We start from the raw sequence: 26,599 nt of genomic DNA, 5'->3' as shown, positions 1-26,599 counted from the left end.
GGAAATGCTGCCACCACCGCGGCGTAGCGCGAATGCGGCGACATGCAAGCCGGAGCGCGGGGCGCGAAGTGCAAACCCCTCCCCTCCCCTCCCCTTGTCAGGGGAGGGCGTCCGCCCCGGCCCAGGCTGGTTTGCTCCTCCCCTGACAAGGGGAGGCCGGGAGGGGTTCAAGCGCTGCGCGGCACGCCACACACGCACGCCATCCGGTGCAGGCAGTCGGTCAACCAGAAGGCACGCGGCGCGGATCGGCATGCTCAAGACCGCTTGGGTTCCCGGTACCAGCGATCGAAGTCCTTGGTCTTCGGCGCCCACTGGATCGTCTTGAAATCCGGCTCGAAGGGCGGCACCACGGTCTTGGCGACGATGGCGTTGAACTCGTCCTCACTGAGCTGCAGGTACTCCAGGAACAACTCCAGCGAAGCCGGCTTGCGGCCCTCGAACTCGGCCACCAGGCGGTCGGCCTCGGCCTTCTCCATGCGGCCATGGCGGATGTCCAGCGCGGTCATCTGCGAGACGCGCCCGTACCCGCGCTTGAGGTACTTGATGTAGTCGCGCACGCCCTGCATGTAGCACTCGATCTTCTCGTAGGGATAGACCTCCCAGGGCATGCCCTCCACCTGGTCGCCCTGCCAGCCCAGCTCGTCCATGATCAGTTTCGACTGGCGCTGTGCGTCCCAGGGAATGAAGGAGCCCAGGCACACCGAGCGGTAGCGCAGGCGGCGCAGCTCGCGCACCGGCGGATAGGTGTAGGGCCACAGGTCGCGCGGGTCGAGATCGAAGTCGTGCTCGATCATGCCCTTCATGTCCTCGGCCGTGATGCCCAGGTTCACGAAGCGGTTGAAGCGGCTCTCGTCGACCTCCTCGATCTGATCGTCGCGGTAGTCGTAGTAGGCGGTGTACTCGGAAGACGGCTCGCCCCACATCACCAGCGGCACCTCGAAGCGCAGCGCGATGTGCATCGGGAAGGAGAAGATGCCGGTGTGGCAGTGCCAGCAGAAGTCGCCCTTGCGGATCAAGGCTTCCAGCATGAGGCGCTTCACCACCTTCCAGTTGGGCGTGAAGCTGATGAAATCGACGCCGAGCTGCTTCAAGGTGCGCTCGTTGTTCTGCTTGAGCCCGTCGCGCAGGAAGCCGTGGTTGAACTGCACCACCAGCGGCTTGAGCTTGTATTCCTTGATCAGGTGGTAGAGCGTGAAGGTGGAGTCCTTGCCGCCCGAGAAAGGCACGATGCAGTCGTACAGCGCCTTGCCGCGATGCTCTTCGATCAGACCGTCGAGCATCTTCTTGCGTGCGTCCCAGTCGATGGCGCCCTGCTTGTACTCCTGCTGGCGACAGACGTTGCACACCCCCTGCGCATCGAACTCGATGGTCTCGTAGGTCTCGGGCAGGCCGCACTTCACGCACTTCTTCAACATGTCATACCCTTTCAATGCTGCCAGCGACGCGGGTCGATCAGGTCCAGATCCTCGCATGCCAGCTCCGGCGCATCCAGGCGCGGCGCATCGTTCGCCGCCTGCAGGATGGCCGCCCATTCTTCCACGCCGCTGACGCCCAGCACCACCGCCTCGACCGGCTGCGCCAGGCCCCAGCCCAGGCAGGCCTGCAGCGGGCTCAGACGACGCTCATCCAGACAGCGGTCCAGTGCGCTGGCGGCGCGCGCCGCCGCCGGACCGCGCTTGCGCAATGCCTCGGGCGACAGCAGCAAGCCCTGCAGGAACAGCGAACGCAGATGCACGGCCACGCCGCGTGCGCTCAAGCGCGCCAATGCGCCACTGCTCAGGAAGCGTTGGTCCAGCAAGTTCCCAGGCATCTGCACCAGTTCAACCGGGTAGCGCTCCGCCACCTCCTCAGCCTCATCCGGGGCGTAGACCGAGACGCCAATGCGACGCGCCAGCCCACGTTCGCGCACGCTGAGCAACCAGCGCCACACCGCCTCGCCCTGCTCGCCCAAGAGATCCTCCCCCCGGTGCAGCAGCAGCGCATCCACGCTACGTACCCCCAGCGCCTGCAGGCTGTCGCGCAAGGCGGCTTCGGACGCCGCCAGGTTGCCATGCAGATCGCGGTCAGCGCGCCAGGCCGGCGACTTGGTCACGATGCGGAAGTCATGCCCCGGCGGCAGCGTACGCCCCAGCACGGCCTCCGCCGTGCCGTAAGCAGAAGCCGTGTCGAGGAAGCGTACACTGGCCTGCCGCGCGCTGCTCAGGATGCGCAACGCCTCATCCTCGGGGACCTGCCCGCGCGTGTTCGTCGCCCCATAGGCCAGACCGAACTGCACGGTACCCAGCGCGATTTCGGCCATGTCAGCGCCCTCTCAGGGCACGCGCCAGGGCGTCGACCACGCGGTCCTGCTGCGCATCGCTCAGGTCCGCGAACAGGGGCAGGCTCAAGGTCCGGCGGTAGTAGTCCTCGGCCTGCGGACACAGTCCTTCGGTGAAACCGAGCCGGGCGAAATCGGGCTGCCAGTACACCGGGATGTAGTGCACCTGGCAGTAGATGGCCTCGGCACGCAGGGCGTCATACACGCGTCGCCGCGTCGCCTCGTCGGCCAGCAGGATCGGGTACAGGTGGTACGCCGATTCGCCCTCGGGCAGCTGCCATGGCCGTTGCACCGGCAGCTCGGCAAGCAATGCGTCGTAACGCGCCGCCAACGCACGGCGGCGCGCGAGGAAGGTCTCGATGCGCGCCAGTTGCGAGAGCCCCAGCGCGGCCTGGATGTCGGTGATGCGGTAGTTGAAACCCAGCGCCTGCTGTTCGTAGTACCAGCCGCCTTCGTCCGGACGCGTCAGCCGGGCCGGTTCGCGCGTGATGCCATGGGTGCGCAGCATGCGCACGGCATCGAGCAGCGCGGGATCGGGCGAAAACAGCATGCCGCCCTCGCCCGTGGTCAAGATCTTGACCGGGTGGAAGCTGAACACGCTGAAGTCGGCGGCCGTTAGGCTGCCGATGCGCTGCCCCTGGTAGCGCGCGCCGACCGCATGGGACGCATCGTCGATGAGGCGGAAGCCATAGCGGGCCTTGAGCGACGCCAGCGCGGCCCAGTCGCAGGGCTGACCGGCGAAATCGACGGCGACCACCACGTCGGGCAGCGTGCCGCCGCGCTCGGCAGCTTCCAGCTTGTGCCGCAGCGCCTCGATGCTGATGCAATAGCTGCGCGCGTCGATGTCTACGAAGTCAAGCTCGGCGCCGCAATAACGGCCACAGTTGGCCGAGGCGACGAAGGTGTTGGCCGTGGTCCACAGGCGCTTGCCCGGCCCCAGCCCCAGGGCGAGGCAGGCGATGTGCAGCGCGGCAGTGGCGCTGCTGACGGCGCAGGCGCCGGTGGCGCCCACAAACGCAGCCATGCCCTGCTCAAAGCGCTCGATCGTGGGGCCGCTGGTCAGCCAGTCGCCACGCAGCACGGCCTCGACGGCGGCGATGTCGTCATCGTCGATGGATTGCCGGCCATACGGAATCGAAATCGAAATCGCCTCGCCCGCCATGCTGCCCCGCTAGCTGCCGCGCCGCTCGACGGTGGTGGAGTCGATCAGCGTGCGGATTTCATCCACGCTCAGGAACCAGGGGTTGGTGCCTGAGTTGTACTCGAAATCCTCCGCCACCTTGACGCCGCGCTCACCCGTGCCATCGATGGTGTAGTTGGGCTGAGCGAAAAAGGCGATGCTGGGCGTGATGACGTAGTGCTCCTTGAACTCCAGCGTGTGGTGCGCGTCGTCCATGGGCACCATGATTTCGTGCAACTTCTCGCCCGGACGGATGCCGATGATCTTGGTCGGCACGCCCGGTGCGACGGCGTTGGCGAGCTCGGTGATGCGCGAGGACGGGATCTTCGGCACAAACACTTCGCCGCCATGCATGCGCGCGAGGTTGCGGATCACGAAGTCCACCCCTTGTTGCAGGGTGATCCAGAAGCGCGTCATGCGCGCATCGGTCACCGGCAGTTCGGTCGCGCCGTCCTGCAGCAGCTTCTTGAAGAAGGGCACCACCGAGCCACGCGAGCCGACGACGTTGCCGTAGCGCACCACGGCGAAACGCGTGCGACGCCGGCCGACGATGTTGTTGGCCGACACGAAAAGCTTGTCGGAGGCCAGCTTGGTGGCGCCGTACAGGTTGATCGGGTTGGCCGCCTTGTCGGTGGACAGGGCGATGACGCGCTCCACCTCGTTCTCGATGCAGGCGTTGATGACGTTCTGCGCGCCGTTGATGTTGGTCTTGATGCACTCCATCGGGTTGTATTCCGCGGCAGGCACCTGCTTGAGTGCGGCCGCGTGGATCACCACGTCGATGTCACGGAAGGCCTGGCGGGTGCGCTCGGCGTCGCGCACGTCGCCGAGGAAGAAGCGCATCCGCTCGTCGCGGAACTCCTGCTGCATCTCGTATTGCTTGAGCTCGTCGCGCGAATAGACGACCACTCGGCGCGGGTTGTACTGCTCCAGCACTGTCTTGACGAACTGGCGGCCGAACGACCCCGTGCCGCCGGTGATCAGGATGGACTTCCCGTCAATCATGGATTGGCTCCCCTGCTTGTCGCGCGGCCAGTCTCTTGCGCCCGACTTCGTGCAGGCTGGCCACTGTTTCGTGTGCGGCGTCGATATAGCGCAGGATCAGGTCGAAGCCGAAGCGGGCGAACTCGACCGCCTTCTCCTCGCTCTTGAACATGCCCACGCAGTCAAAGAAGAAGCGCCCCATGTGCAGCATCGAACCGCGCAGCAAGGGGAAGATCTGCGCCGCCTGATGGTCTGGCGCGAACAGGTAGTGATGGATGTCGAACAGCATGTCGAACACATCCATGCGGCATTGCAGTTCGTTCGACTTCACGATGCGCTCGATGTCCTCGCGCACCGCCTTCAACTGCACCAGCAGGAAGTCGAGGCGCGCGAACGGGTCTGCATCGTAGTCGGTGGTGAAGGCGCCCAGCATCGCCTCCAGGCTGCGCTGCTTCACGCCCGGCCCGGCCACCACGACGGCCTCTTCCACGCGCTGCGCAATCGCCCCTTCGATGGCCGCGCCGTCGTTGAGGTTGTAGACCTTGGCGTCGGAGAACTCCTTGATCGACATCTGCAGCGCGTCGCGCGAGTGGATGAAGGTGTCGGTCGACAGAACCTTGCCGCCGAAGTTGGCATCGATCTCTCGCGCGCCACGGGCGGCGGCATGGGTCAGCTCGACGATGCGCGTGAGGGCATCGGTGAATTCATCCTGCTTCTCGTCGAAGTACATGCTGGCCTTGGCATGGTGCTGGGTCTCGTCGCGGAAGCCATAGTCCACGCCGAGCAGGTACACATGCTTGAAGCCCATGCGCAAGGCGAGGTCTGCGCCGCCATTCGTGCAGGTCGGGTTGCTGCGGAAGCGCGCGTACTCGCGGTAGAAGTCGGCCAGGGAGCAACCGGCATCCAGATCCTTGAGGATCATCAGCGGCTTGCTGGTCAGGCTGAACACGCCCGGGTGCATGATGTTGAGCGCCACCACCGGCATGTCGCGCAGCAACTCCCGCGCACTGGTGTCCCGCAGCACCGCGTAGGTGTCGAAGGTCCGCTCCACCTCGATGTGGATGTCCGGCTTGATTCCCGCATTGGCCAGAGCGGTGATCGCACTGCCGCAACTGATGATGACAGCGCGGTCGGCCTGCTCACGCAGGAAGGGCAGCAAGGCATCGAGCGAGGGACCGGAGCCGATCACGAAGGCGGTCGCGTCCTCGGGCAGGTCGGGCTTGCGGGTGTAGAGCGGAACGCGGTCGACCGCATTCTCCAGCGCGTGCTTGAGGCCGACGACCTCGTCATCGAGGTAGCCCCAACCGCGATACATCGTCCACAGGTTGCGCTTGAGGTTGTTCCACAAGTCGTGCACGCGCGTCGAGTCGTAGTCATGGAAGAAGATCGCCGCGCCCTGCATGAAGTACGGCGGCCACAGGTGATAGAGCATCACCCGCAGGTCGTTGGCCAGCGCGTCGGGGTCTTCCTCCAGCGCGACCGTGAAGTAGAAGCCCTTGCGTGCAAAGCGCGCGTGCAGGGACACGTAGTCGACGAAATACAGCGAGAGGTTCAGGCGCTCGACATCGGTGTCAGCAATCAAGAGATGGCGGATCTCCCAGTCGTCCACCAGGCGGTCCAGGTGCCAGCCATAGCCACTGCCGAACACCACCGCGATCGGAACCTTGTGGTCGCCGAAGTCCGGCGAGTCGAGCCGATCGCCCGGCCCGGGCGTCATGTCGATGAAGCGCTGGATCAGCTCCATGCGGTACTGCGGCTCGACCTTGCGGTAGAAGTGCGGATTGTCCAGGTGGGGTGCCGCGGCACGCGGGTCTTCGATGAAGCCCGTGTCGACCCGGATGCGCGGGCGGCTCGCCGGGTCTTCAAAGATCCGGTAAAGCATCTTGCCAAGGTCGACGTAGTCGCGCTCGTCCCCCTTGTACTTGCCGCTGAAGATCGTGACCTCGCCGCCGGGGCCGACTTCGAAGGGCGCCTTGATGTCGCGCTCCATCACGCGCCGGAACACCTCCGGGAACTTCTCCTTGAAGAAGTACAGGTTGGCCTGATAGGTCGCCATCAGCTTCTGCGTGTAGGCCTCCTGCAGGGGAGTCCAGTCCGGCGGCAGCATGCTCTTGTCCATCGTTTTCCTCGTTGTCCGGCCGCGATCGTCCAGGCTCGGCGCGTTACGCCATCACTTCGCCCGTCCAGGGTTCTCGCGCAGTTGACCCGATGTTAGCCCCCGGAGCAAGTCGGGCAATGCCATAGATAGGCGCAAAACCAGGCTCAATTCGACCAGTCGGCGCCAAGCAGCCGGAGTAACCCTTCAGGTGGCGTTAGCGGAACCGTAGATGGAACCAAGCACGGAAATGCAGGGGGAAAACCCCTCAAATTAAAGTTTTGAACCCGGCATCCGTAAGTGCTTGCAAGACTTGGAAACGCTCCCGACGATCGAAAGACGATCGGAAGTGAGAAACGCACATAACTAGGAGTTGCACCATGGCCATGACCATCAACACCAACGTTGAGTCACTCAACGCGCAACGCAATCTCAGTGGTTCGCAGAACAGCCTGGCGACCTCGCTGCAGCGCCTGTCCTCAGGCCTGCGCATCAACAGCGCCAAGGACGACGCGGCGGGCCTGGCCATCTCCGAGCGCATCAACGCGCAGGTGAAGGGCTTCAACGTCGCGATCCGCAACGCCAACGACGCGATCTCGCTGATGCAGGTTGCAGACGGCGGAGCAGCACAGATTTCCGACAACCTGCAGCGCATGCGCGAGCTGGCGGTGCAGGCCGCCAACGGCACGCTGAACTCCGGCGACCGTGCCAACCTGCAAGTGGAATTCGCTGCGCTGGGCTCCGAAATCGATCGCCTCTCGCAAGCCACCAAGTTCAACAACCTGGCCCTGATCTCCGCTTCGAGCAGCTTCACCTTCCAGGTGGGTGCCGGCACCACGACCAATGACCAGATCACGGTCAACACGGTGAACCTGCGCGCCGCCACCTCGGCCGGCGGCCTGGGCATCGACTCCGGCACCATCGTGCTGAGCGGCTCCACCGCCTCCAACGCGCTGGCCGCGATCACCAACCTGGACGCGGCGATCAACACGATCACCACCGCGCGCGCCGGTTTCGGCGCCGCACTCAACCGCACCCAGGCGGTGATCTCCTCGCTGCAGATCGCGGTGGAGAACCAGTCGGCCGCACGTGGTCGCGTGGTGGATGCCGACTTCGCCTCGGAAACCGCCAACCTGTCGCGCGCGCAGATCCTGCAACAGGCTGGCACAGCCATGCTGGCGCAAGCCAACGCCGGCCCGCAACAGGTGTTGAGCCTGCTGCGCTGACGCTGTCGGACGCACCACGCAAACGGGGCCCGCGCGGCCCCGTTTCTTTTGATCCGGCCCAAGATAATTTGTGAAATAACAAGAGCCTAGGCCTAAAGAATTGCGTGCGGATGACGTCATTCTGAGCATGAGTCAAAGACTCTGACGGGCGACCTGCAAGGCCTCCCGGAGTGGGAAACGCACATGAATCAAAGGAGCCCGAAATGGCCATGACCATCAACACCAACGTTGAATCGCTGAATGCCCAGCGTAATCTCAACAGTTCGCAAAACAGCCTCGCCACCTCGCTGCAACGCCTGTCCTCGGGTCTGCGCATCAACAGCGCCAAGGACGACGCGGCCGGCCTCGCCATCTCCGAGCGCATCAACGCGCAGGTGAAGGGCTTCAACGTCGCGATCCGCAACGCCAACGACGCGATCTCGCTGATGCAGGTCGCCGACGGTGGCGCCCAGCAGATCACCGACAACCTGCAACGCATGCGCGAGCTGGCCGTGCAGGCCGCCAACGGCACGCTGAACTCGGGCGACCGCGGCAACCTGCAAGTGGAATTCGCGGCCCTGTCGTCGGAAATCGAACGCCTGTCGCAAGCCACCAAGTTCAATAACCTGGCCCTGGCCAATGCTTCGACCGCTTTCACCTTCCAGGTCGGTGCCGGCACCACGGCCAACGACCAGATCACGGTGAACACCTCCAACCTGCGCGCCTCCGCGCTGGGCGTGCATACCGACACTACGATCGCGAGTTACCTGAACCTCGCCGACTCGACCGGCGCCGGTGCCCAGACCGCACTGACCGCGCTGGACGCCGCGATCAACACGATCACCACCGCGCGCGCCGGCTTCGGTGCTGCGCTCAACCGCACCCAGGCGGTGATCTCCTCGCTGCAGATCGCGGTGGAGAACCAGTCGGCCGCACGTGGTCGCGTAGTGGATGCCGACTTCGCATCGGAAACCGCCAACCTGTCGCGCGCGCAGATCCTGCAACAAGCTGGCACGGCCATGCTGGCGCAAGCCAACGCCGGCCCGCAACAGGTGCTGAGCCTGCTGCGCTAAAAAGTTATTCATTTAGCATCAAGAGAAAGAGGCGCCACTGGCGCCTTTTTTTCGTTCAAGCACATGAAATCGCTCAAGAAACCCTCGCCACGACCGTTAGTTCTCACATGAGCTGAACTTGCTCTGACAGGCCGCACAAACACGGCCCAAGTGTGAAACGCAACGACTTGAAGGAGCCAAAAAAATGGCCATGACCATCAACACCAACGTTGAGTCTCTCAACGCGCAACGCAACCTGACCGGCTCGCAGAACAGCCTGGCGACCTCGCTGCAACGCCTGTCCTCGGGCCTGCGCATCAACAGCGCCAAAGACGACGCGGCCGGCCTCGCCATCTCCGAGCGCATCAATGCGCAAGTGAAGGGCTTCAACGTCGCGATCCGCAACGCCAACGACGCGATCTCGCTGATGCAGGTCGCCGACGGTGGTGCCGCACAGATTTCGGACAACCTGCAGCGCATGCGCGAGCTGGCCGTGCAGGCCTCCAACGGCACGCTGAACTCCGGCGACCGCGCCAACCTGCAGGTGGAATTCGTCGCGCTGTCGGCTGAAATCGGCCGCCTCTCGCAAGCCACCAAGTTCAACAACGTCGACCTGCTGAACTCCGCCGCGTCGGCCTTCACCTTCCAGGTCGGAGCCGGCACCACGAGCAACGACCAGATCACCGTATCCACGACCGATCTGCGTGAGTCGACGCTAGGCCTGAACAGCGGTGCTGTCGATATCACCATGGCATCGACCGCGCTGGGCGCCATTACCTCGCTGGATTCGGCCATCAACACGATCACCACGGCGCGCGCCCGTTTCGGCGCCGCGCTCAACCGCACCCAGGCGGTGATCTCCTCGCTGCAGATCGCGGTGGAGAACCAGTCGGCCGCACGTGGTCGCGTGGTGGATGCCGACTTCGCCTCGGAAACCGCCAACCTGTCGCGCGCGCAGATCCTGCAACAAGCTGGCACGGCCATGCTGGCGCAAGCCAACGCCGGCCCGCAACAGGTGCTGAGCCTGCTGCGCTGAGCGTCAGTATTCGCATCAAGTAAAAAGGGGCGCGTGGCGCCCCTTTTTACTTGATGCCGCTCGTCTCTTCGGCCTCAAGAAATACGACGATCCGTCCGTAACTCTCTCCATGAGTGATCTCACTCAGCAGGGCCGAAACGCTCGACCCGAAGTGTGAAACGCAACGATATGAAGGAGCCAAAAAAATGGCCATGACCATCAACACGAACGTTGAGTCGCTCAACGCTCAACGCAACCTGACCGGCTCGCAGAACAGCCTGGCCACCTCGCTGCAGCGCCTGTCCTCGGGCCTGCGCATCAACAGCGCCAAGGACGACGCGGCCGGCTTGGCCATCTCCGAGCGCATCAATGCGCAGGTCAAGGGTTTCAACGTCGCGATCCGTAACGCCAACGACGCGATCTCGCTGATGCAGGTCGCCGACGGTGGTGCCGCACAGATTTCGGACAACCTGCAGCGCATGCGCGAGCTGGCCGTGCAAGCTGCCAACGGCACGCTGAACTCCGGCGACCGCAGCAACCTGCAGGTGGAGTTCGCCGCGCTGTCGAGCGAAATCACGCGCCTGGGCGAAGCCACCAAGTTCAACAACGTCGCCCTGCTGAATTCGTCCGCCAACACCTTTACGTTCCAAGTGGGTGCGGGCACCACGAGCAACGATCAGATCACCGTGTCCACCGTCGATCTGCGCTCCTCCGCCACCGCCATTGCCATCGACTCGACCAGCATCGACATCACGATGGCGTCCCTGGCTGCCGCGGCCATCACTTCCCTGGACAGTGCGATCAACACGATCACCACCGCACGCGCCCGCTTCGGCGCCGCGCTGAACCGCACCCAGGCGGTGATCTCCTCGCTGCAGATCGCGGTGGAGAACCAGTCGGCCGCACGTGGTCGCGTGGTGGATGCCGACTTCGCATCGGAAACCGCCAACCTGTCGCGCGCGCAGATCCTGCAACAAGCTGGCACGGCCATGCTGGCGCAAGCCAACGCCGGCCCGCAACAGGTGCTGAGCCTGCTGCGCTGAGCGAGGCTTACGCCGCGTAGCGCGAGGCAGCATCAGATGCCTCTGGTTCAACGACAAAGCCCCGGGAGACCGGGGCTTTGTCGCATCTGGGCATCGTCATGACAACGGCGTAATCCTGCCGCGAGTTCCCTCACTTGAACATGCGTCGCCTACAGCGCGCTCCGCTCATTCAGGAATCGCCCCCAGCGAATAGCTCATCTCCACCATCATCCCCGGCTTGCCGAGCATGCCGAACCACTGGTTGAAGATCTCGGTGATGGTGCCATTGCGGTAGATGCGCGCCAGTGCAGTATTGACGGCAAGACGGAAACTGTCGTCATTGCGCGGCAGGACCAGCGCATAGGGTTCGATCGCGAGGGTGTCGCCCAGCATGCTGAGGGCTTGCGGGTCCTTCGCCTTGGCGGCCAGGCCCAGCAACAACAACTGGTCACCCACGAAGGCGTCGAGCTCGCCGCGCTCCAGTTGCGCGAAGCCCTCGTCACGCGACTTGACGACTACGACAGTGGCCGCCAACGCGCTGCGCTTGAGCGCATGGTCGAGCGAGCGTTCGTTGGTGGTGCCGCTGACCACGCCGATCTTCTTGCCGCCGAGTTCCGCGAAGCGCTTCATGCCGGAACTGCTCTTGACCAGCACGCCTACCCCGTCGATGAAGGTGTAGCTGGAGAAGTTGACCTGCTTCATGCGCGACAAGGTGACCGAGCTGGCGCCGCATTCGATGTCGGCCTGCCCCTTGGCGATTGCGTCGAAACGACTCTGCGCGCTGACTGGCAACCACTTGATACGCAGGCTGCCCACGCCCAACTGCTCACCAATGGAGCCGGCGACGCTGCGGCACAGGTCGATGCTGTAGCCGGCGGGCTGCTGCTTGTCGTCGAGGGACGAGAACGGTGCGGCATCGGTGCGGTAGGCGACGGTGATGCTCTTGCCCTGCTTGATGCGCCCGAGAACGTCCGACGGAGGAGCTGCATGCGCCATCGCGGGGATGAGCAGGCAAGCAAGGCACAGCAAGGCGGAGCGGATCATGGGCAAGGGTCTCTTCTGGAGTCGGAGGGTGGCGGAAGTATATGTGTGCCCTCGCTGAAGGGGGCAGGTGCGGCCCATTCGTCAGCGCCGGGCGCCATGCGCCAGATCATTCCCCACCACCACACGTCTCCCAACGCTGCGCTGCGCCTTGACTCGGATCACATGCTCGGCCAGTGTTGTCAGGTCATCCCGCCGGCCCCGACTCGGCCACGAGAAGGATGCAGGCGCGATGCCACCCCCGTCACACCGGGGGCTATCAGCCAATAAACAATCAGGAGACAAGAATGAACGCAAGACGCATTGCGCTTGCCGCACTCGCGCTGGGACTGAGTTCCAGCGCGTGGGCCGCCAATCGACCCGCCGGTTACGTGACCATCTGTACCGAGAACAAGACCTGCTCGGTCGCCACCTCGACCAATGTGGCTTTCGGCCGCGCCGACAAGTTCACCTACAAGACGCTCAGCGGCAGCTTCGTCTGCTCGGAAGCCACCTTCGGCGCCGGCACCAAGGTTGCGGGCGGCACCAACGAATGCTCGATCCCCTCGGGTAGCTCCAGCTCGTCCAGCAGCTCGAGTTCCTCGTCCAGTTCGTCGTCCAGCTCCTCTTCCAGTTCGAGTTCAAGCAGCTCCAGTTCGAGCAGCTCGAGCTCCAGCTCCAGTTCGTCCAGCTCTTCCAGTTCGTCTTCCTCGTCCAGCTCCAGCTCCTCCGGCGGCACGGTCAGCCTGCCTGCCTGGCCCGGCTGCCCGGCCTATGTGACGCCCAGCAGCACGGAGCCGCTGACCGCCAGCAAGGTCGTCCCGGCGGGCACCACTTTCGACGGTGGTGGCAAGCGCTTCCAGTTGAGCGATGGCGGCCAGGGTGAAGGCCAGCCGCCGGTGTTCCTGCTGGAGGAAGGCGCGACGCTGCGCAACGTGGTGATCGGCAACCTCGCCGCAGACGGCGTGCACTGCGTGGGCAACTGCAATGTCTCCAACGTGTGGTGGGAGGACATCGGTGAAGACGCGGCGACGGCCAAGGGCGGCGCCGGCACGACCATGCGCGTGGACTGCGGCGGAGCCTTCCTGGGCACCGACAAGACCTTCCAGCACAACGGCCAGGGCACGCTGCACATCACCCGCTTCGTGGCGGACAACTGGAAGACCAAGGGTGGCAAGTTCTATCGCTCCTGCGGCGACTGCACGGGCAACAAGGGCCCGCGCACGGTGATCATCGAGAACTCGCGCATTCACAACCACCAGACCATCGTGGGCGTGAACAGCTCGTACTCGAACGGTTCGCCGCGCGACACCGCGACCCTGCGCAATCTGTTGCTGCTGCGCTGGAACGGCGAGATCGAAGTCTGCTCGACCTACAAGGGCGTGGAGAAGGGCTCGGGTTCGTCGAGCAATATCGGGCCGGAATGGAATACCGCTACCTGCAATGTGAGCCATTCAGACATCACTGCCGTCGACAAGACCGGCGGCAGCAAGAAGACCGGCATCGCCCCGGGGAATGGTCCCGATCCGGCACCGGTGAATCGCATCCAGGAGAATTGGACGTACTGAGCTGGACGTACTGATGGCGTAACCGAACGGTCGCCAAAAAAAAGCCCGAGGTCAGCCTCGGGCTTTTTTTGTTCCGGGTCGGCAAGCGTGTTCAGAACAGTGCAGCCTGGATTGGCCCCATCGACCCGCCACGGCGCGCTTGACGGCTGTGCGGCAGTGCAACGCCTGGGCCGCGCCCCAAGCACCGCACGCCCCGCGCGGCCCTAGCCCGCGTCGATCGCCGCGCGCAGTCGCGCCAAGGCTTCCGCCTCGCCGCGCACGCGGAAGGTGGCGCCCTCCTCGCTGGCCTGCTCCTCCAGCACTTCGCAACTGGCGTAGATGTCCTTGCGCCATTGCTGGGCCGACCAGGGCACGAACAGCTCGGCCTCCACCAGGTCGCGCTGGAACCAGGCGACGATGAGACCATGCAGGCGCGCCACGTCCTCGGGTCGGCGCGCGCTCATCACCACGCAGTCCGGGTACTGCGCCTTGAGCGCGGCCTCGCAGGCAGCCTGCGCGGCTTCGTCGCCCACATGGTCGATCTTGTTGAAGACACGGATGCGCGGCACCTCGGCCGCACCGATCTCGGCCAGCACATGGTCCGTCACCTCGCGCTGGCGCTCGAAACCAGGATCGCTGGCGTCGATCACATGCAGCAGCAGCTCGGCGTCCAGCGCTTCATCCAGGGTCGACTTGAACGAGGCGACCAGGCCGTGCGGCAGGTTCTTGATGAAGCCCACGGTATCGCTGACCAGCACGCGCGGCACGCTTTCCGGGTGCAGCACGCGCACCGTCGTGTCCAGCGTGGCAAACAGCTTGTTGGCGACCAGCACTTCGCTGCCGGTCAGCGCGCGCATCAGCGTGGACTTGCCGGCATTCGTGTAGCCCACCAGCGCCACCGTGGCGATGTCGCCCTGGGCCTTCTGGCGGCGTGCGCGCTGCGTATCGCGGGTGGCGTTCATGGCCTCGATTTCCTGCTGCAGCTCGGCCATGCGATCGCGGATCTTGCGGCGGTCCAGCTCGGTGGCGGATTCGCCCGCACCGCGCCCGCCCACACCGCTGCGCTGGCGCCCCTGCGGCCCGGCCGCCTTGGCCGCTTCGCGCAGGCGCGGCGCCATGTAGCTCAGGCGCGCCATCTCGACCTGCGCCTTGGCGGCCGGCGAGCGCGCATTGCGATGGAAGATTTCGAGGATGACCATGGTGCGGTCCATCACCTCGACGCCCACCGCCAGCTCCAGGTTGCGCAACTGGGTGGGCGAAATCTCGTGATCGACGAGCAGGACTTCGATGTCGGCGTCTTCGGGGTCCACGGCCAGTGGCGTGCCGTCCATCTCGTCGAAGCCCAGTTCGCCGGTGATGCAGCGGTGGATCTCCTCGCGCTTGCCGACGCCCAGGTAGCCGGTGGTGTCGAAGCTGGCGCGCTTCTGCACGAAGGTATGCACGACCTGCAGGCCCAGCGTCTTGGCCAGCTCGCGCAACTCCATCAGGGAAGCCTCGAACTCCAGGTCGCTGACCGAGGGCAGTTGCACGGCGGCCACCACGGCGCGCACGGGTTTCTCTTGGACTTCTCTAGACATTGCGGACAGATCGGATGAAAAGCGAAAGTGGAGTGTACCCGGCATCGGCTTGCGCGCCGGGAACCAGAAGCGGCATCAGGCGCGGATCGAGTCCGCCCTCGTCCCGGCCGCGCTACAGTCGCCGCAGTTTGACCGGCCGCCCCTTGAGCTTGCCGCCGGACAGGCGCCGCACCACCTCGTCGGCGATGCTGCGTTCGACCGCCACGTAGCTGCTCTGCTCGGTGATGTTGATCTTGCCGATCTGCTCGCGCGTGAAACCGGCCTCGCCGGTCAGCGCGCCGAGCACGTCGGCGGGACGGATCTTCTCCTTGCGTCCGCCCAGGATCTGCAGCGTAGCCATGGGCGGCTCCAGCGGCGCATCATCCTGCGCCAGCTCGGCCAGCGTATGCCATTCGGGTTCGATGTTGCAGGCCTGCGCGATGGCACCGATGCGGCGCTTGTCGCCGGGGCTCATCAGCGTCAGCGCCCAGCCCTCCTGGTCCGCCCGGCCGGTGCGGCCGACGCGGTGGACGTGCACCTCGGGGTCGGGCGTGGTGTCGACGTTGATCACCATGTCCAGCTCCTTGATGTCCAGCCCGCGCGCAGCCACGTCGGTGGCCACCAGCACGCTGCAACTGCGGTGCGCGAAGCGGATCAACACCTGGTCGCGGTCCACCTGTTCCATCTCGCCATGCAGGGCCAGCGCCTCGATGCCCTGCGCCTGCAGCGCGTCGAGCAAATCGCGGCATTGCTGGCGCGTGTTGCAGAAGGCCAGCGCGCGCTCCGGCCGGTAGTGGCGCAACAGCACCCCCACCGCCTGCAGGCGGCCCTCATGCGTCACCTCGTAGAAGCGCTGGCGGATCTTGTGGCTGGCATGCGTCTCTTCCAGCTTGACCATCTGCGGATTGCGCTGGAAGCGCAGCGCCAGGCGCGCAATGCCATCCGGGTAGGTGGCGGAGAACAGCAGGGTCTGGCGGCTGCCGGGGCAATGCCCGATGACCCACGCGATGTCGTCATGGAAGCCCATGTCCAGCATGCGGTCGGCCTCGTCCAGCACCAGCATCGCCAGCCCGTGCAGTTGCAGGCTGCCGCGCTCCAGGTGATCCATCACCCGGCCCGGCGTGCCGACCACGATGTGTGCGCCATGCTCCAGGCTGGCGCGCTGCGGGCCGGCCGGTGTGCCGCCACACAGGGTGACGACCTTGATGTTGTCCTGCCCGCGCGCCAGCCGCCGCACTTCCTGCGCCACCTGCTCGGCCAGCTCGCGCGTGGGGCACAGCACCAGGCCCTGCACCGCGAACCAGCGTGGATTGAGGCGCGCCAGCATCGGCAATGCGAAGGCGGCGGTCTTGCCGCTGCCGGTCTTGGCCTGGGCGATGAGGTCATGGCCGTCCAGCGCCAGCGGCAGACTGGCGGCCTGGATCGGCGTCATCTCGTGGTAGCCGAGCTGCGCCAGCGTCGCCAACTGGGCCGGCGACAGCGGCAGCGCGTCGAAACTGTGGAGTACGCTCATTCAGCGGCCACGCGTGCTGCGCTTGGGGCTGCCGAAACCGGCATTCGGATTGGCCGGCTTGCGGCCCCCGCCCTTGCCGGCACCCCCCGGCCCCTTCGGCTTGCCGGGCATCGCGCCACGCGGCCGCCAGCCCTCGGCCTTGCGGCGGGCCTTCTCCTCGGCGATGCGGTCTTCCTGGCGCTGGGCGAACTTCTCGCTCTTGGTCGGCGGCGGCAAGGAGGCGCGCCAGGCTGCGATGGCCGCGCTCAAGTCTGCCGCGGCCGGGGCTGCGGCCGGATGCACCGCCGCGCCCTCGAAGGCCGCCAGCCCACGCTTGAGCTGCGCTGCACGATCCGCCGTCTCGCCCTTGGCCGGCACCGCGCGCATCAGCGTCTCGCCCTCGGCACTCAGGGCGAAAGCGGCGTCATGCGCAAGGATCAGGCCATGGCTGCTGAGGCGGGCGAAGGCGTCCAGCAGCTTGTCCTCGGCCGGCAGACGCGGCTGCAGGGTGCCCAGGGCAAGGGCAATCTCCTCCACCGTGGCAGGCTTGCGCTTGCTGGCGAGCGTGACAGCAAGCAGGAGGATGAGGTCGGCGTCGTGGATCGGATGCATGGATGGCTTTCAGTAGCGGGTCGATGAGGGTAGTCGAAAGCGGCCCGTCTGCGGCGAAATTCTGGTGACGGCAAGCACACCCGCGCCCGCCCCGGCAGATCGACGTGAACAGGCCCTACTCTGCCCGGCGCAAGGCCAGCAGGGGCGCCGGCAGCGGACGACGCGGGCCATCCAGGCGCCAGCCCTGCTGCTGCGCCAGCACGCCCAGCCTCGCCTCGCGCTGCGCGTCCAGCGGGTGCGTCTGGAGGATTTCGAGGCGATCCTGCCCCTCGTGCAGGCGCGAGAACAGACGGAACAAGTCCTGGGCGCCGCCCACATGACCATAGCGCTTGGCCAGCACGGCATAGGCGATGGCATCGGCGTCATGCTCCTGCTCACGGCTGAAGCGGAGCATCGGCAACATGCCGGCCTTGTTGAAGCTCTCACCGGCAAAGCCGCCGACGGAGGAAGACACGGTACTCAGCAGCAGGCCCACCGCGATGCCACTGCCCAGCCCCCGCGCCGGGTGGCGCAGCCGGACATGCGCCAGCTCGTGCGCCAGGACGGCGACCAGCGCATCCTCGCTGTCGAGCCGGGCGATAAGCCCGCGAAAGACCACGACATGCCCGCCCAGCGTGGCGAAGGCATTGGCCACATCGGAGTCGTGATAGTGGATCGTGAAGGCGAAATCGGCCGGCAGGCCCATGTCCCGTGCCACCTGTGCCGCCAGCTCGCGCAAGGCCTGCTCCGCCGCCAGGGCGGCCGGCGTGCTGGCAGGCTCGGGCATGGCCCGGCCCAGCCGGTCGGCGTATTCGCGCTCGACCTGATACGGCACTCGGGCCGCCAGATCGCCAGCAAAACGCGCCAGCAGCAATGCGCCGCCAATGAGCAGGACGAGACAGCCCGCCACCAGCCAGGCGAATTCATGCAAGGGATGGATGTCATCCGTATGCAGGTCTTCGACCGGCTGGGGGTTTTCGAAACGCATGCTCAGGCCGGGTTGCGCACGCGCAGCGCTGTGCCGTAGGCGAAGGCCTCGACGGCCGGCACCTTTCCCCGGCTCGCCCCGGTGATGTTGGTGCTTTCGATGCGCAGGTTGAACACCATCGTGTAGCCGTTGCGCTTGGCCTCTTCCTTGAGGCGCAGCACGGCCTCACGCCGGGCCCGGTCGAGCAGCGTCTCGTACACCCGCATGCGGCCGCCGAACAGGGTGCGCAGGCCGGCAGCGAACTGCTTGAAGTAGTCCGACGCGACGACCACGCCACCACTCACGAGCAGCACATCCTGCTGCTGGTCCACCGCCGGCGGAAAGCGCGTCGACACCGCCATGACCTGGCGGCCAACCGTGCGTTCGCGCGCCCGGATGGAGGCGAAGTGGCGCATCTCGCGCGCGCGCCCGACGAAGTAGCCCAGTGCCAGCAGCACCAGGAATATGAAGAAATCAGGCATCTGCAGGAGCAGGTCCATGGCCTTACTCCAGCGTGACAGCCGTGCCGTAAGCCAGGATCTCGGCCGCACCGGCAGTGATCGAAGTGGTCGTGTAGCGGATGTTGATGACCGCGTTCGCACCGACCGAGCGGGCCTGTTCCACCATGCGCTCGGTGGCCTGCGTGCGCGCTTCCTGCAGGAGCTCGGTGTAGGACTTGAGTTCACCGCCCACGATGTTCTTGAGCCCGGCCAGGATGTCCTTGCCTGCATGCTTGGCCCGTACGGTGCTGCCCTGCACCACGCCCAGGTGCGTGCGCACGCGACGGCCCGGCACGATCTCAAGATTGGAAAGCAGAATGTCCGACATGATGTGAATCCCCGAAATGATCTTGTTGATATGAAGTCCGCAAGACTGCGAAAACCGAGAAAATCCTAGCAGCATAGCGCCCAGCCGGGACAAGGACATGCTTCTTCGGGCACATGCCGACCTGCGCAGGCCATGCCATGCACATACACGGCGTGGCAATCATCCAGACGAAAACAAGCAATCAGCGCGATGGCTCGAAAAGCCCGCCTCAGCCACGACGCCGCAAGGGCGTGAGCAAGGCCTTGAGCCCGTTGTGGTCGAGCTCATGCATCAGCGCCAGCAGGCGCCCGATCTCGCCCTTGGGAAAGCCCTCGCGCGCGAACCAGGCGAGGTAATGCCCGGGCAGGTCAGCAATCAGCGTGCCCTTGTGCTTGCCGAAGGGCATCTCACGCGTCACGAGCAGCTCCAGGTCCTGCGGATTCATCGCCCTTTGGCCTGCAGCGCCCGCGCGATGAAGTTGCGCGGCACGGTGGTGCGCGGCACGCGGCCGCTGAACCAGCTGCGCACATCCTCCTCCAGCCCGATGCCGTGCATGTAGTTGTAGAGCGCCTTGTTGAGCGCGACGCCCAGCGCGTCGTGATCGACACCCGTAGGGTCGATGAAGCCCACGTCGTTGCGCGCGAACGTGGTGGGCGGCAAGGGAACCAGCTCGATGCCGTACTCCTCGGGACTCTTGCCCACCGGCGAATGCACGGTGCAACTGAAGCGGTGGAAGAAGCCGGACTGGATGCAGCCGGCATCGAAGAGCTGGCGCACATACTCCAGCGCGTCCACGGTGTCCTGCACGGTCTGCGTCGGAAAACCATACATCAGGTAGGCGTGCACCAGGATGCCGGCCTCGGTGAAGGCATGCGTGACGCGCGCCACCTGATCGACCGACACGCCCTTCTTCATCAGTGTGAGCAGACGGTCGGAAGCCACTTCCAGCCCGCCCGACACCGCGATGCAGCCGGCATCCGCCATCGACTGGCACAGCTCCGGCGTGAAGCTCTTCTCGAAGCGGATGTTGCCCCACCACGAGATCGGCACATTGCGCGCCAGCAGCTCGGCCGACAGTGCGCGCAGCGCCTTGGGCGGCGCAGCCTCGTCGACGAAGTGGAAGCCGGTCTGCCCCGTTTCGGCCACGATGGTCTCGATGCGGTCGACCAGGGTGCTGGCCGCCACGCCGTCGTAGCGTGAGATGTAGTCCAGGCTCACATCACAGAAGCTGCACTTCTTCCAGTAACAGCCGTGCGCCACGGTCAGCTTGTTCCAGCGCCCATCGCTCCACAGCCGGTGCATGGGGTTGAGCATGTCGAGCACCGACAGGTAGCGGTCCAGCGGCAGGCCGTCCCAGGTCGGCGTGCCGACCTCGGCGAAGGCGATGTCCGGCTCCTGCCAGTTGGCGTAGCGCACCTCACCCTCGCCATCTCGGTGGAAGGTACGCACCAGGCGCGCGGCCGAGCGCTTGCCCTGCACATGCTCCAGCAGCGCCAGCAGCGGGCGCTCGCCGCCGTCCAGCGTGACGAAATCGAAATAGTCGAACACCCGCGGCTCGGCCAGCTCGCGCAGCTCGGTATTCACGAAACCACCCCCCAGCACGGTGACGATGCTCGCGTCATGCGCCTTGATGCTCTGCGCGATGCGGAAGGCGGCATACACCGAGCCGGGGAACGGCACCGACAGCAACACCACTTGGGGGGTGTGCTGGGCCAGCGCATCCAGCGTCAGCGCATGCAGCGTCTCGTCGACGAGATTGCGCGAAGCCGTGAGCGCCTGCGCCAGCGGATCGAAGCTCGGCTGGCTCTGCGCCAGGGATTCGGCATAGCGCACGAACTCGAAGCGCGGGTCCACCGCCTCGCGTAGCACATCGGCCAGATCGTTGAGGTACAGCGTGGCGAGGTGACGTGCGCGGTCCATCGTGCCCAGCGCACCGAAGGCCCACGCCAACGGATCGCCGCCCTCCGGGTCGATGTACTGGTCCAGCGAGGAAAAGCGCGGCCCCTCAGGCAGGAAGCCCCGCCCGCTGATGCGATGCCCCAGGGTCGGATCGCGCCCCTGCAGGAAGGCGATCACCGGCCCGATAGTGGCGTGATAGCGCGCGTACTGCGCGAGGAAGCTCTCCACCGCATGGCTGCGATTGCGCAGGGGCATCGCCTCGGCATGCTCGCGGATCGCCACCAGGCCCTCGCGCGACAGCAGGCGCAAGACCAGCGCCAGCGCCAGATCCGTCTGCACCGCATCCACCCCGCGCGAACGCAGGAAGCCCGTCAGGTAGGCGGTGGACGGATACGGCGTGTTGAGCTGCGTCATCGGCGGGATGACGGACAGCACGCGAGGTGACGCGGTAAAAGCGGCGGGGCTGGAGTCTGCAGTCGACATGCGGGATGCCGCCCATTCACATACAGGCTGGCGGCGGAAACGGGGGTGGCCGAAGGGATGGCGGATTATAGCGGGCGGCCCTGCCCTGCCCCGCCTCAACACGCAATCGCCCTGGCCCGTGCCAACCCATGGCAGGCTTGACGCCACACAAGGCAAGGCGGCCAGTGCGCACGCAGGATTTGCGTTTGTCGCCGGCCGGGTTTACCCTCGCGCATTCCCGCCCGGTTTGCTTCTTGAGCCGCGCCCGTGTTCTGTCCCGGGTCTTGCCACGGAGGCAGCCACCATCCACCCGAAACCGACGCCCCGCGTCGTTACAGAAAGGTAAACCCCATGAAGATCGCGCTGATCATCGAAAACAGCCAAGCCGCCAAGTCGGAAATCGTTCACAACGCACTGAAGAGCGTCGCCGAGCCCCTGGGCCACCAAGTGTTCCACTACGGCATGTACACGCCGGAAGACAAGGCTTCGCTCACCTACGTGATGAACGGCATCCTGGCCGGCATCCTGCTGAACTCCAAGGCCGCCGACTTCGTCGTGACCGGCTGCGGCACCGGCATGGGCGCAATGCTGGCCTGTAACTCCATGCCCGGCGTGTTCTGCGGCCTGGTGATCGATCCGACCGACGCCTTCCTGTTCGGCCAGATCAACGACGGCAACGCCATCTCCATGCCCTACGCCAAGGGCTTTGGCTGGGCCGCCGAGCTGAACCTGCAAGACTGCTACCGCAAGCTGTTCGACGGCGAGCGTGGTCTGGGCTACCCGAAGGAACGCGCCGCCATCATGGCAAAGAACCGCGGCATCCTGAAGGATGTGAAGGCCGCCACTACCAAGAACTTCGTCGACGCCCTGAAGGCCATCGACCAGGATCTGCTGAAGTCCGCCATCGCCGGCGAGAAGTTCCAGGAGTTCTTCTTCGCCAACGCCAAGGACGACGCCATCGCCACCTATATCAAGAGCGTGTTGGCCTGATGTCGGCTTGGGGCGATTGCCCCACGCGATGACAAAAGCCCGCCTCTGGCGGGCTTTTTTTCTGTCCCGACACAGCATGTTTCTTGCCTGAGCTTGCTAAGCAGGCTGCGGTCGCAGCCCTGCTGGCGCGATTGTCGTCGCGTCCGCGACAAAGCCCGCCACACGCACAGGGAGCGCTACATGAGCAAGATCGGTATCTTCTTCGGGACCGAGACCGGCACGACACGATTGGTGGCCAAGAAAATCCATGCCCGCCTCGGCGACGAGATCGCGGACAAACCGCTCAACGTCAATCGCATCACGCCTGCGGACATGCTGCGCTATGACGCACTGATCCTCGGCACACCCAGCTACGGTGTGGGCCAGATCCCCGGGCGCACGGCCGGTTGCCTGGAGGCGAACTGGGAAGAGTTTCTGGCCCGGATGTCCGCCCCCGATTTTCACGGCAAGCGCATCGCCTTCTTCGGACTGGGCGCGCAGGAACGCTACAGCGAACGTTTTGCCAGTTCGCTGCGACGGCTGCATGACGTTTTCCAGGGCTTCGGAGCGGACATCGTCGGACACTGGAGCACGGATGGCTACCAGTTCGAGCACTCCGCAGCGGTTCTCGACGAACGCTTCGTCGGTCTCGTCATCGACCAGCGAACACAAAGCATGCACACTGAAGCGCGCATCGACACCTGGGTCACCCAGGTCAAGCCCTTGCTGCTGGCGCGCCTGGCCAACACAGCCTGAACATGCGCTAGCAAACTCCGTCGACTAGGCTGCATACGGGAGTAGACAGGACGAGCGGCGAGGCCATGGGCGGGCAACAATTCATGACTAGGCTGGCGATGGTGCTGGCGCCATGCGCAGGCGCTCAGGCATTCGAGCCGGAGAACCTGGGTACCCGCATGCGTGTTGGGGGCGAGCGGGTCATCGGTGTCGAGCAACCCGAACGCTTCGAAGAGGTGGATATCTTCGCCACCTGGAACCTGCCCTGGACGAGCTATGGCACATCCGGCTGGGGCATCGGTAGCCGGCTGCTCGCTAGCGCGGGCTGGATGCAAGGCGCCAGCGACTCAGCCATGGTGCTGTCCGCCCTGCCCCTGTTGGCGCTGGGCAGCCAAGACGGCCGCTACACGCTGGACTTGGGCCTCGGCGCAGCCTGGCTGAGCCGTCATCAGTTCTCACAACAGGATTTCGGCGGGCAGCTGCAGTTCGCGTTAAGCGCCGGCTTGTCCCTCCCCCTGTATCGCTCTTGGGGAATCGGCTACCGCTTCATGCATTACTCCGACGCGGGGCTCTACGGCGAGCACACCATAGGCGCGGACTTTCACATGCTCGAGCTGATCTACCGCTTCTGAGCCCTCTGGATTTGCCAGAACGCTCACCAGACGTCAGGCGCGCAGCCGCACATTGAGCTCGTCGATCACCCCAGCCCAGTCTGCATCGACACACAACTCACTCTGCAACAAGGTGCGCTGGGCGTGCGTCCAGAAGGGCGCATCCTGCAACGCAATCGCTGGCGGTAATGGCGCATGCGTCAGGATGAAGCTCGTAATGGCACTATCCTCAGCCGGCAGGCCAAGTTGGGAAAAAAGAGAACTCATTGAATGGATGGGGGCTTCCATATTTGTGTCCTGGAGTCAGAGAAACTTCATTCTAGAAGCCCCCTGTTGCTTCTGCGCGGTTGGCCTCGATTCTCTGCGGAATCGAGATTTGCGGGGGATTCTGCGGGTTTGGCCTGGGTAGCCAGAGCGTGCGCGCGTGTGCTGGTCGGACAAAGTAAAACGCCCCACTGATTGATTCAGTGGGGCGTTTTGATGGGGTAGTCTGACGATGACCTACTTTCTCATGGGCAATCCACAATATCATCGGCGCGACTTCGTTTCACGGCCCTGTTCGGGATGGGAAGGGGTGGTACCGAAGCGCTATGGTCGTCAGACTGTAACTTGTCTATCTGCTGATTCTGATGATCAACAGACCAAAGAAGGAAGGCAAATCAACTTGCGTATGGGTTGAGATTGCTGCGATGTGCTGTTGTTAGCACTGTGTTCTCAATGTTATAGGATCAAGCCGCACGGGCAATTAGTATCAGTTAGCTTAACGCATTACTGCGCTTCCACACCTGACCTATCAACGTCCTGGTCTTGAACGACCCTTCAGCAGGCTCAAGGCCTGAGGGAAGTCTCATCTTGAGGCGAGTTTCCCGCTTAGATGCTTTCAGCGGTTATCTCTTCCGGATTTAGCTACCCGGCGATGCGACTGGCGTCACAACCGGTACACCAGAGATCCGTCCACTCCGGTCCTCTCGTACTAGGAGCAGGCCCCCTCAAACTTCCAACGCCCACGGCAGATAGGGACCAAACTGTCTCACGACGTTTTAAACCCAGCTCACGTACCACTTTAAATGGCGAACAGCCATACCCTTGGGACCGGCTACAGCCCCAGGATGTGATGAGCCGACATCGAGGTGCCAAACTCCGCCGTCGATGTGAACTCTTGGGCGGAATCAGCCTGTTATCCCCAGAGTACCTTTTATCCGTTGAGCGATGGCCCTTCCATACAGAACCACCGGATCACTATGTCCTGCTTTCGCACCTGCTCGACTTGTCGGTCTCGCAGTCAAGCCTCCTTTTGCCATTGCACTATCAGTACGATGTCCGACCGTACCTAGGAGACCTTCGAACTCCTCCGTTACCTTTTGGGAGGAGACCGCCCCAGTCAAACTGCCTACCATGCACGGTCCCCGATCTGGATTCACAGACCAAGGTTAGAACCTCAACGACACCAGGGTGGTATTTCAAGGACGGCTCCATGAGAACTAGCGTCCTCACTTCAAAGCCTCCCACCTATCCTACACAAGTCCCGTCAAAGTCCAATGCAAAGCTACAGTAAAGGTTCATGGGGTCTTTCCGTCTAGCCGCGGGGAGATTGCATCTTCACAAACATTTCAACTTCGCTGAGTCTCAGGAGGAGACAGTGTGGCCATCGTTACGCCATTCGTGCAGGTCGGAACTTACCCGACAAGGAATTTCGCTACCTTAGGACCGTTATAGTTACGGCCGCCGTTTACCGGGGCTTCGATCAAGAGCTTGCACCCCATCACTTAACCTTCCGGCACCGGGCAGGCGTCACACCCTATACGTCCACTTTCGTGTTTGCAGAGTGCTGTGTTTTTAATAAACAGTCGCAGCCACCGATTCTCTGCGGCCCCATCGCCCTTCGGATGTACTCCTACAAGCTACCGGGGCATACCTTCTCCCGAAGTTACGGTATCAATTTGCCGAGTTCCTTCTCCTGAGTTCTCTCAAGCGCCTTGGTATTTTCAACCTGCCCACCTGTGTCGGTTTGCGGTACGGTCGATTCTTGACTGAAGCTTAGAGGCTTTTCCTGGAAGCAGGGTATCAACCACTTCGTCTGCAAGCAGACTCGTCATCACACCTCAGCTAAGCTCTCCGGATTTGCCTAGAGAGCACGCCTACATGCTTAAACCGGGACATCCAACACCCGGCTGGCCTAACCTTCTCCGTCCCCCCATCGCATCAAGAACCGGTACAGGAATATTCACCTGTTTCCCATCGACTACGCATTTCTGCCTCGCCTTAGGGGCCGACTCACCCTACGCCGATGAACGTTGCGTAGGAAACCTTGGGCTTTCGGCGAACGAGCTTTTCACTCGTTTTATCGCTACTCATGTCAGCATTCGCACTTCCGATACCTCCAGCAGGGTTCTCACCCCACCTTCGCAGGCTTACGGAACGCTCCCCTACCACGCACTAAAAGTGCATCCGCAGCTTCGGTTCATAGTTTGAGCCCCGTTACATCTTCCGCGCAGGACGACTCGACTAGTGAGCTATTACGCTTTCTTTAAAGGGTGGCTGCTTCTAAGCCAACCTCCTAGCTGTCTATGCCTTCCCACCTCGTTTTCCACTTAACTATGCATTTGGGACCTTAGCTGGCGGTCTGGGTTGTTTCCCTCTTGACGATGGACGTTAGCACCCACCGTCTGTCTGCCGTATATCACTTTGCGGTATTCGGAGTTTGCTATCGCGAGGTAGATCGCAATGACCCCCTCAACGATTACAGTGCTCTACCCCCGCAAGTGTCCGTACGACGCACTACCTAAATAGTTTTCGGGGAGAACCAGCTATCTCCAAGTTTGTTTAGCCTTTCACCCCTATCCACAGCTCATCCCCTAACTTTTCAACGTTAGTGGGTTCGGACCTCCAGTACGTGTTACCGCACCTTCATCCTGGCCATGGATAGATCACTTGGTTTCGGGTCTACGCCCAGCAACTCTGACGCCCTTATCAGACTCGCTTTCGCTACGCCTCCCCTATCCGGTTAAGCTCGCTACTGAACGTAAGTCGCTGACCCATTATACAAAAGGTACGCAGTCACCCCTTGCGAGGC

At 64.0% G+C, this 26,599-nt stretch carries 23 protein-coding genes and 2 rRNA genes (1 of these 25 running past the window's edge); 8 read left to right on the top strand and 17 right to left on the bottom strand.

Annotation, left to right across the window (positions count from 1 at the left end):
• Positions 1 to 254: 254 nt before the first annotated feature.
• The 5 genes from NMB43_RS06825 to NMB43_RS06805 are packed head-to-tail and all read right to left on the bottom strand — an operon-like array spanning position 255 to position 6,600.
• Positions 255 to 1,415, bottom strand: a complete 1,161-nt coding sequence (locus NMB43_RS06825) for an N-acetyl sugar amidotransferase (RefSeq protein WP_494351397.1) — start codon at positions 1,413 to 1,415, stop codon at positions 255 to 257.
• A gap of 11 nt (positions 1,416 to 1,426) precedes the next feature.
• Positions 1,427 to 2,299, bottom strand: a complete 873-nt coding sequence (locus NMB43_RS06820; RefSeq protein WP_494351396.1) for an aldo/keto reductase — start codon at positions 2,297 to 2,299, stop codon at positions 1,427 to 1,429.
• 1 nt (position 2,300) lies between these two features.
• Positions 2,301 to 3,479 (bottom strand): UDP-4-amino-4,6-dideoxy-N-acetyl-beta-L-altrosamine transaminase, encoded by a 1,179-nt coding sequence (gene pseC / locus NMB43_RS06815; protein WP_494351395.1) that lies wholly within the window; start codon positions 3,477 to 3,479, stop codon positions 2,301 to 2,303.
• 9 nt (positions 3,480 to 3,488) lie between these two features.
• Complete coding sequence (gene pseB / locus NMB43_RS06810; protein WP_494351394.1) at positions 3,489 to 4,502, bottom strand: UDP-N-acetylglucosamine 4,6-dehydratase (inverting); 1,014 nt, start codon at positions 4,500 to 4,502, stop codon at positions 3,489 to 3,491.
• The gene (locus tag NMB43_RS06805) at positions 4,495 to 6,600 is read right to left on the bottom strand and encodes a motility associated factor glycosyltransferase family protein (protein WP_494351393.1); all 2,106 of its coding nucleotides are present in this window, start codon (positions 6,598 to 6,600) and stop codon (positions 4,495 to 4,497) included. The genes pseB and NMB43_RS06805 overlap by 8 nt, the downstream gene beginning before the upstream one ends.
• A 356-nt stretch (positions 6,601 to 6,956) precedes the next feature.
• On the opposite strand from NMB43_RS06805, the gene NMB43_RS06800 reads away from it, so the two are divergent.
• The 4 genes from NMB43_RS06800 to NMB43_RS06785 all read left to right on the top strand — a co-directional run bounded on the left by NMB43_RS06800 (position 6,957) and on the right by NMB43_RS06785 (position 10,891).
• Positions 6,957 to 7,802: a flagellin N-terminal helical domain-containing protein gene (locus NMB43_RS06800; protein ID WP_494351392.1), complete on the top strand. Its 846-nt coding sequence runs from the start codon at positions 6,957 to 6,959 to the stop codon at positions 7,800 to 7,802.
• A 203-nt stretch (positions 7,803 to 8,005) separates the two neighbouring features.
• The gene (locus NMB43_RS06795; protein WP_494351391.1) at positions 8,006 to 8,854 is read left to right on the top strand and encodes a flagellin N-terminal helical domain-containing protein; all 849 of its coding nucleotides are present in this window, start codon (positions 8,006 to 8,008) and stop codon (positions 8,852 to 8,854) included.
• A 184-nt stretch (positions 8,855 to 9,038) separates the two neighbouring features.
• Complete coding sequence (locus tag NMB43_RS06790; protein WP_494351390.1) at positions 9,039 to 9,869, top strand: flagellin N-terminal helical domain-containing protein; 831 nt, start codon at positions 9,039 to 9,041, stop codon at positions 9,867 to 9,869.
• A 185-nt stretch (positions 9,870 to 10,054) separates the two neighbouring features.
• Positions 10,055 to 10,891 carry a flagellin N-terminal helical domain-containing protein gene (locus tag NMB43_RS06785; protein ID WP_494351389.1) on the top strand — a complete coding sequence of 279 codons (837 nt, stop codon included), beginning with the start codon at positions 10,055 to 10,057 and terminating at the stop codon, positions 10,889 to 10,891.
• 165 nt (positions 10,892 to 11,056) lie between these two features.
• Here NMB43_RS06785 and NMB43_RS06780 read toward each other — a convergent pair whose 3' ends face one another.
• On the bottom strand, positions 11,057 to 11,914 hold the full coding sequence (locus NMB43_RS06780; RefSeq protein WP_494351388.1) for an amino acid ABC transporter substrate-binding protein: 858 nt from the start codon (positions 11,912 to 11,914) through the stop codon (positions 11,057 to 11,059).
• A gap of 284 nt (positions 11,915 to 12,198) precedes the next feature.
• Here NMB43_RS06780 and NMB43_RS06775 point away from each other — a divergent pair, with 284 nt between their 5' ends.
• The gene (locus NMB43_RS06775; RefSeq protein ID WP_494351387.1) at positions 12,199 to 13,458 is read left to right on the top strand and encodes a pectate lyase; all 1,260 of its coding nucleotides are present in this window, start codon (positions 12,199 to 12,201) and stop codon (positions 13,456 to 13,458) included.
• 203 nt (positions 13,459 to 13,661) lie between these two features.
• Here NMB43_RS06775 and hflX read toward each other — a convergent pair whose 3' ends face one another.
• The 8 genes from hflX to NMB43_RS06735 all read right to left on the bottom strand — a co-directional run bounded on the left by hflX (position 13,662) and on the right by NMB43_RS06735 (position 21,232).
• On the bottom strand, positions 13,662 to 15,014 hold the full coding sequence (gene hflX, locus NMB43_RS06770; protein WP_494351386.1) for a GTPase HflX: 1,353 nt from the start codon (positions 15,012 to 15,014) through the stop codon (positions 13,662 to 13,664).
• Between the two features lie 112 nt (positions 15,015 to 15,126).
• The gene (gene dbpA / locus NMB43_RS06765; protein WP_494351385.1) at positions 15,127 to 16,506 is read right to left on the bottom strand and encodes an ATP-dependent RNA helicase DbpA; all 1,380 of its coding nucleotides are present in this window, start codon (positions 16,504 to 16,506) and stop codon (positions 15,127 to 15,129) included.
• Entirely contained in the window at positions 16,507 to 17,097 is a 591-nt protein-coding gene (locus NMB43_RS06760) for a hypothetical protein (protein ID WP_494351384.1), read from the bottom strand.
• Positions 17,098 to 17,212: 115 nt separating this feature from the next.
• Entirely contained in the window at positions 17,213 to 18,064 is an 852-nt protein-coding gene (locus tag NMB43_RS06755) for a M48 family metallopeptidase (protein WP_494351383.1), read from the bottom strand.
• A gap of 2 nt (positions 18,065 to 18,066) precedes the next feature.
• Positions 18,067 to 18,543 (bottom strand): YbjQ family protein, encoded by a 477-nt coding sequence (locus NMB43_RS06750; protein ID WP_494351382.1) that lies wholly within the window; start codon positions 18,541 to 18,543, stop codon positions 18,067 to 18,069.
• A 4-nt stretch (positions 18,544 to 18,547) separates the two neighbouring features.
• Positions 18,548 to 18,871 carry a YbjQ family protein gene (locus NMB43_RS06745; RefSeq protein WP_494351381.1) on the bottom strand — a complete coding sequence of 108 codons (324 nt, stop codon included), beginning with the start codon at positions 18,869 to 18,871 and terminating at the stop codon, positions 18,548 to 18,550.
• Between the two features lie 208 nt (positions 18,872 to 19,079).
• A complete protein-coding gene (locus NMB43_RS06740; RefSeq protein ID WP_494351380.1) occupies positions 19,080 to 19,295 on the bottom strand; it encodes a DUF3820 family protein in 216 nt (71 codons plus the stop codon).
• Complete coding sequence (locus tag NMB43_RS06735) at positions 19,292 to 21,232, bottom strand: B12-binding domain-containing radical SAM protein (RefSeq protein WP_494351379.1); 1,941 nt, start codon at positions 21,230 to 21,232, stop codon at positions 19,292 to 19,294. Before NMB43_RS06735 ends, NMB43_RS06740 begins: the two co-directional genes overlap by 4 nt.
• Before the next feature lie 330 nt (positions 21,233 to 21,562).
• On the opposite strand from NMB43_RS06735, the gene NMB43_RS06730 reads away from it, so the two are divergent.
• From NMB43_RS06730 to NMB43_RS06720, 3 genes are all read left to right on the top strand, one after another.
• Positions 21,563 to 22,201, top strand: a complete 639-nt coding sequence (locus tag NMB43_RS06730) for an RpiB/LacA/LacB family sugar-phosphate isomerase (protein ID WP_494351378.1) — start codon at positions 21,563 to 21,565, stop codon at positions 22,199 to 22,201.
• A gap of 180 nt (positions 22,202 to 22,381) precedes the next feature.
• Positions 22,382 to 22,936, top strand: coding sequence for a flavodoxin (locus NMB43_RS06725; protein WP_494351377.1), 555 nt, complete (start codon positions 22,382 to 22,384; stop codon positions 22,934 to 22,936).
• Between the two features lie 65 nt (positions 22,937 to 23,001).
• Entirely contained in the window at positions 23,002 to 23,547 is a 546-nt protein-coding gene (locus NMB43_RS06720; protein ID WP_494351376.1) for an acyloxyacyl hydrolase, read from the top strand.
• A 33-nt stretch (positions 23,548 to 23,580) separates the two neighbouring features.
• Here NMB43_RS06720 and NMB43_RS06715 read toward each other — a convergent pair whose 3' ends face one another.
• The 3 genes from NMB43_RS06715 to NMB43_RS06705 form a co-directional block, all read right to left on the bottom strand.
• Positions 23,581 to 23,814 (bottom strand): DUF2789 domain-containing protein, encoded by a 234-nt coding sequence (locus NMB43_RS06715; RefSeq protein WP_494351375.1) that lies wholly within the window; start codon positions 23,812 to 23,814, stop codon positions 23,581 to 23,583.
• Between the two features lie 200 nt (positions 23,815 to 24,014).
• Positions 24,015 to 24,128 (bottom strand): 5S ribosomal RNA (gene rrf, locus NMB43_RS06710).
• A gap of 122 nt (positions 24,129 to 24,250) precedes the next feature.
• A 23S ribosomal RNA gene (locus NMB43_RS06705) occupies positions 24,251 to 26,599 on the bottom strand; it runs 536 nt beyond the window's last position.

The sequence above is a fragment of the Uliginosibacterium sangjuense genome, assembly GCF_059132465.1.
The sequence above is the reverse complement of the archived record's forward strand: the minus strand, read 5'-3'. Positions and strand labels throughout refer to the sequence as shown.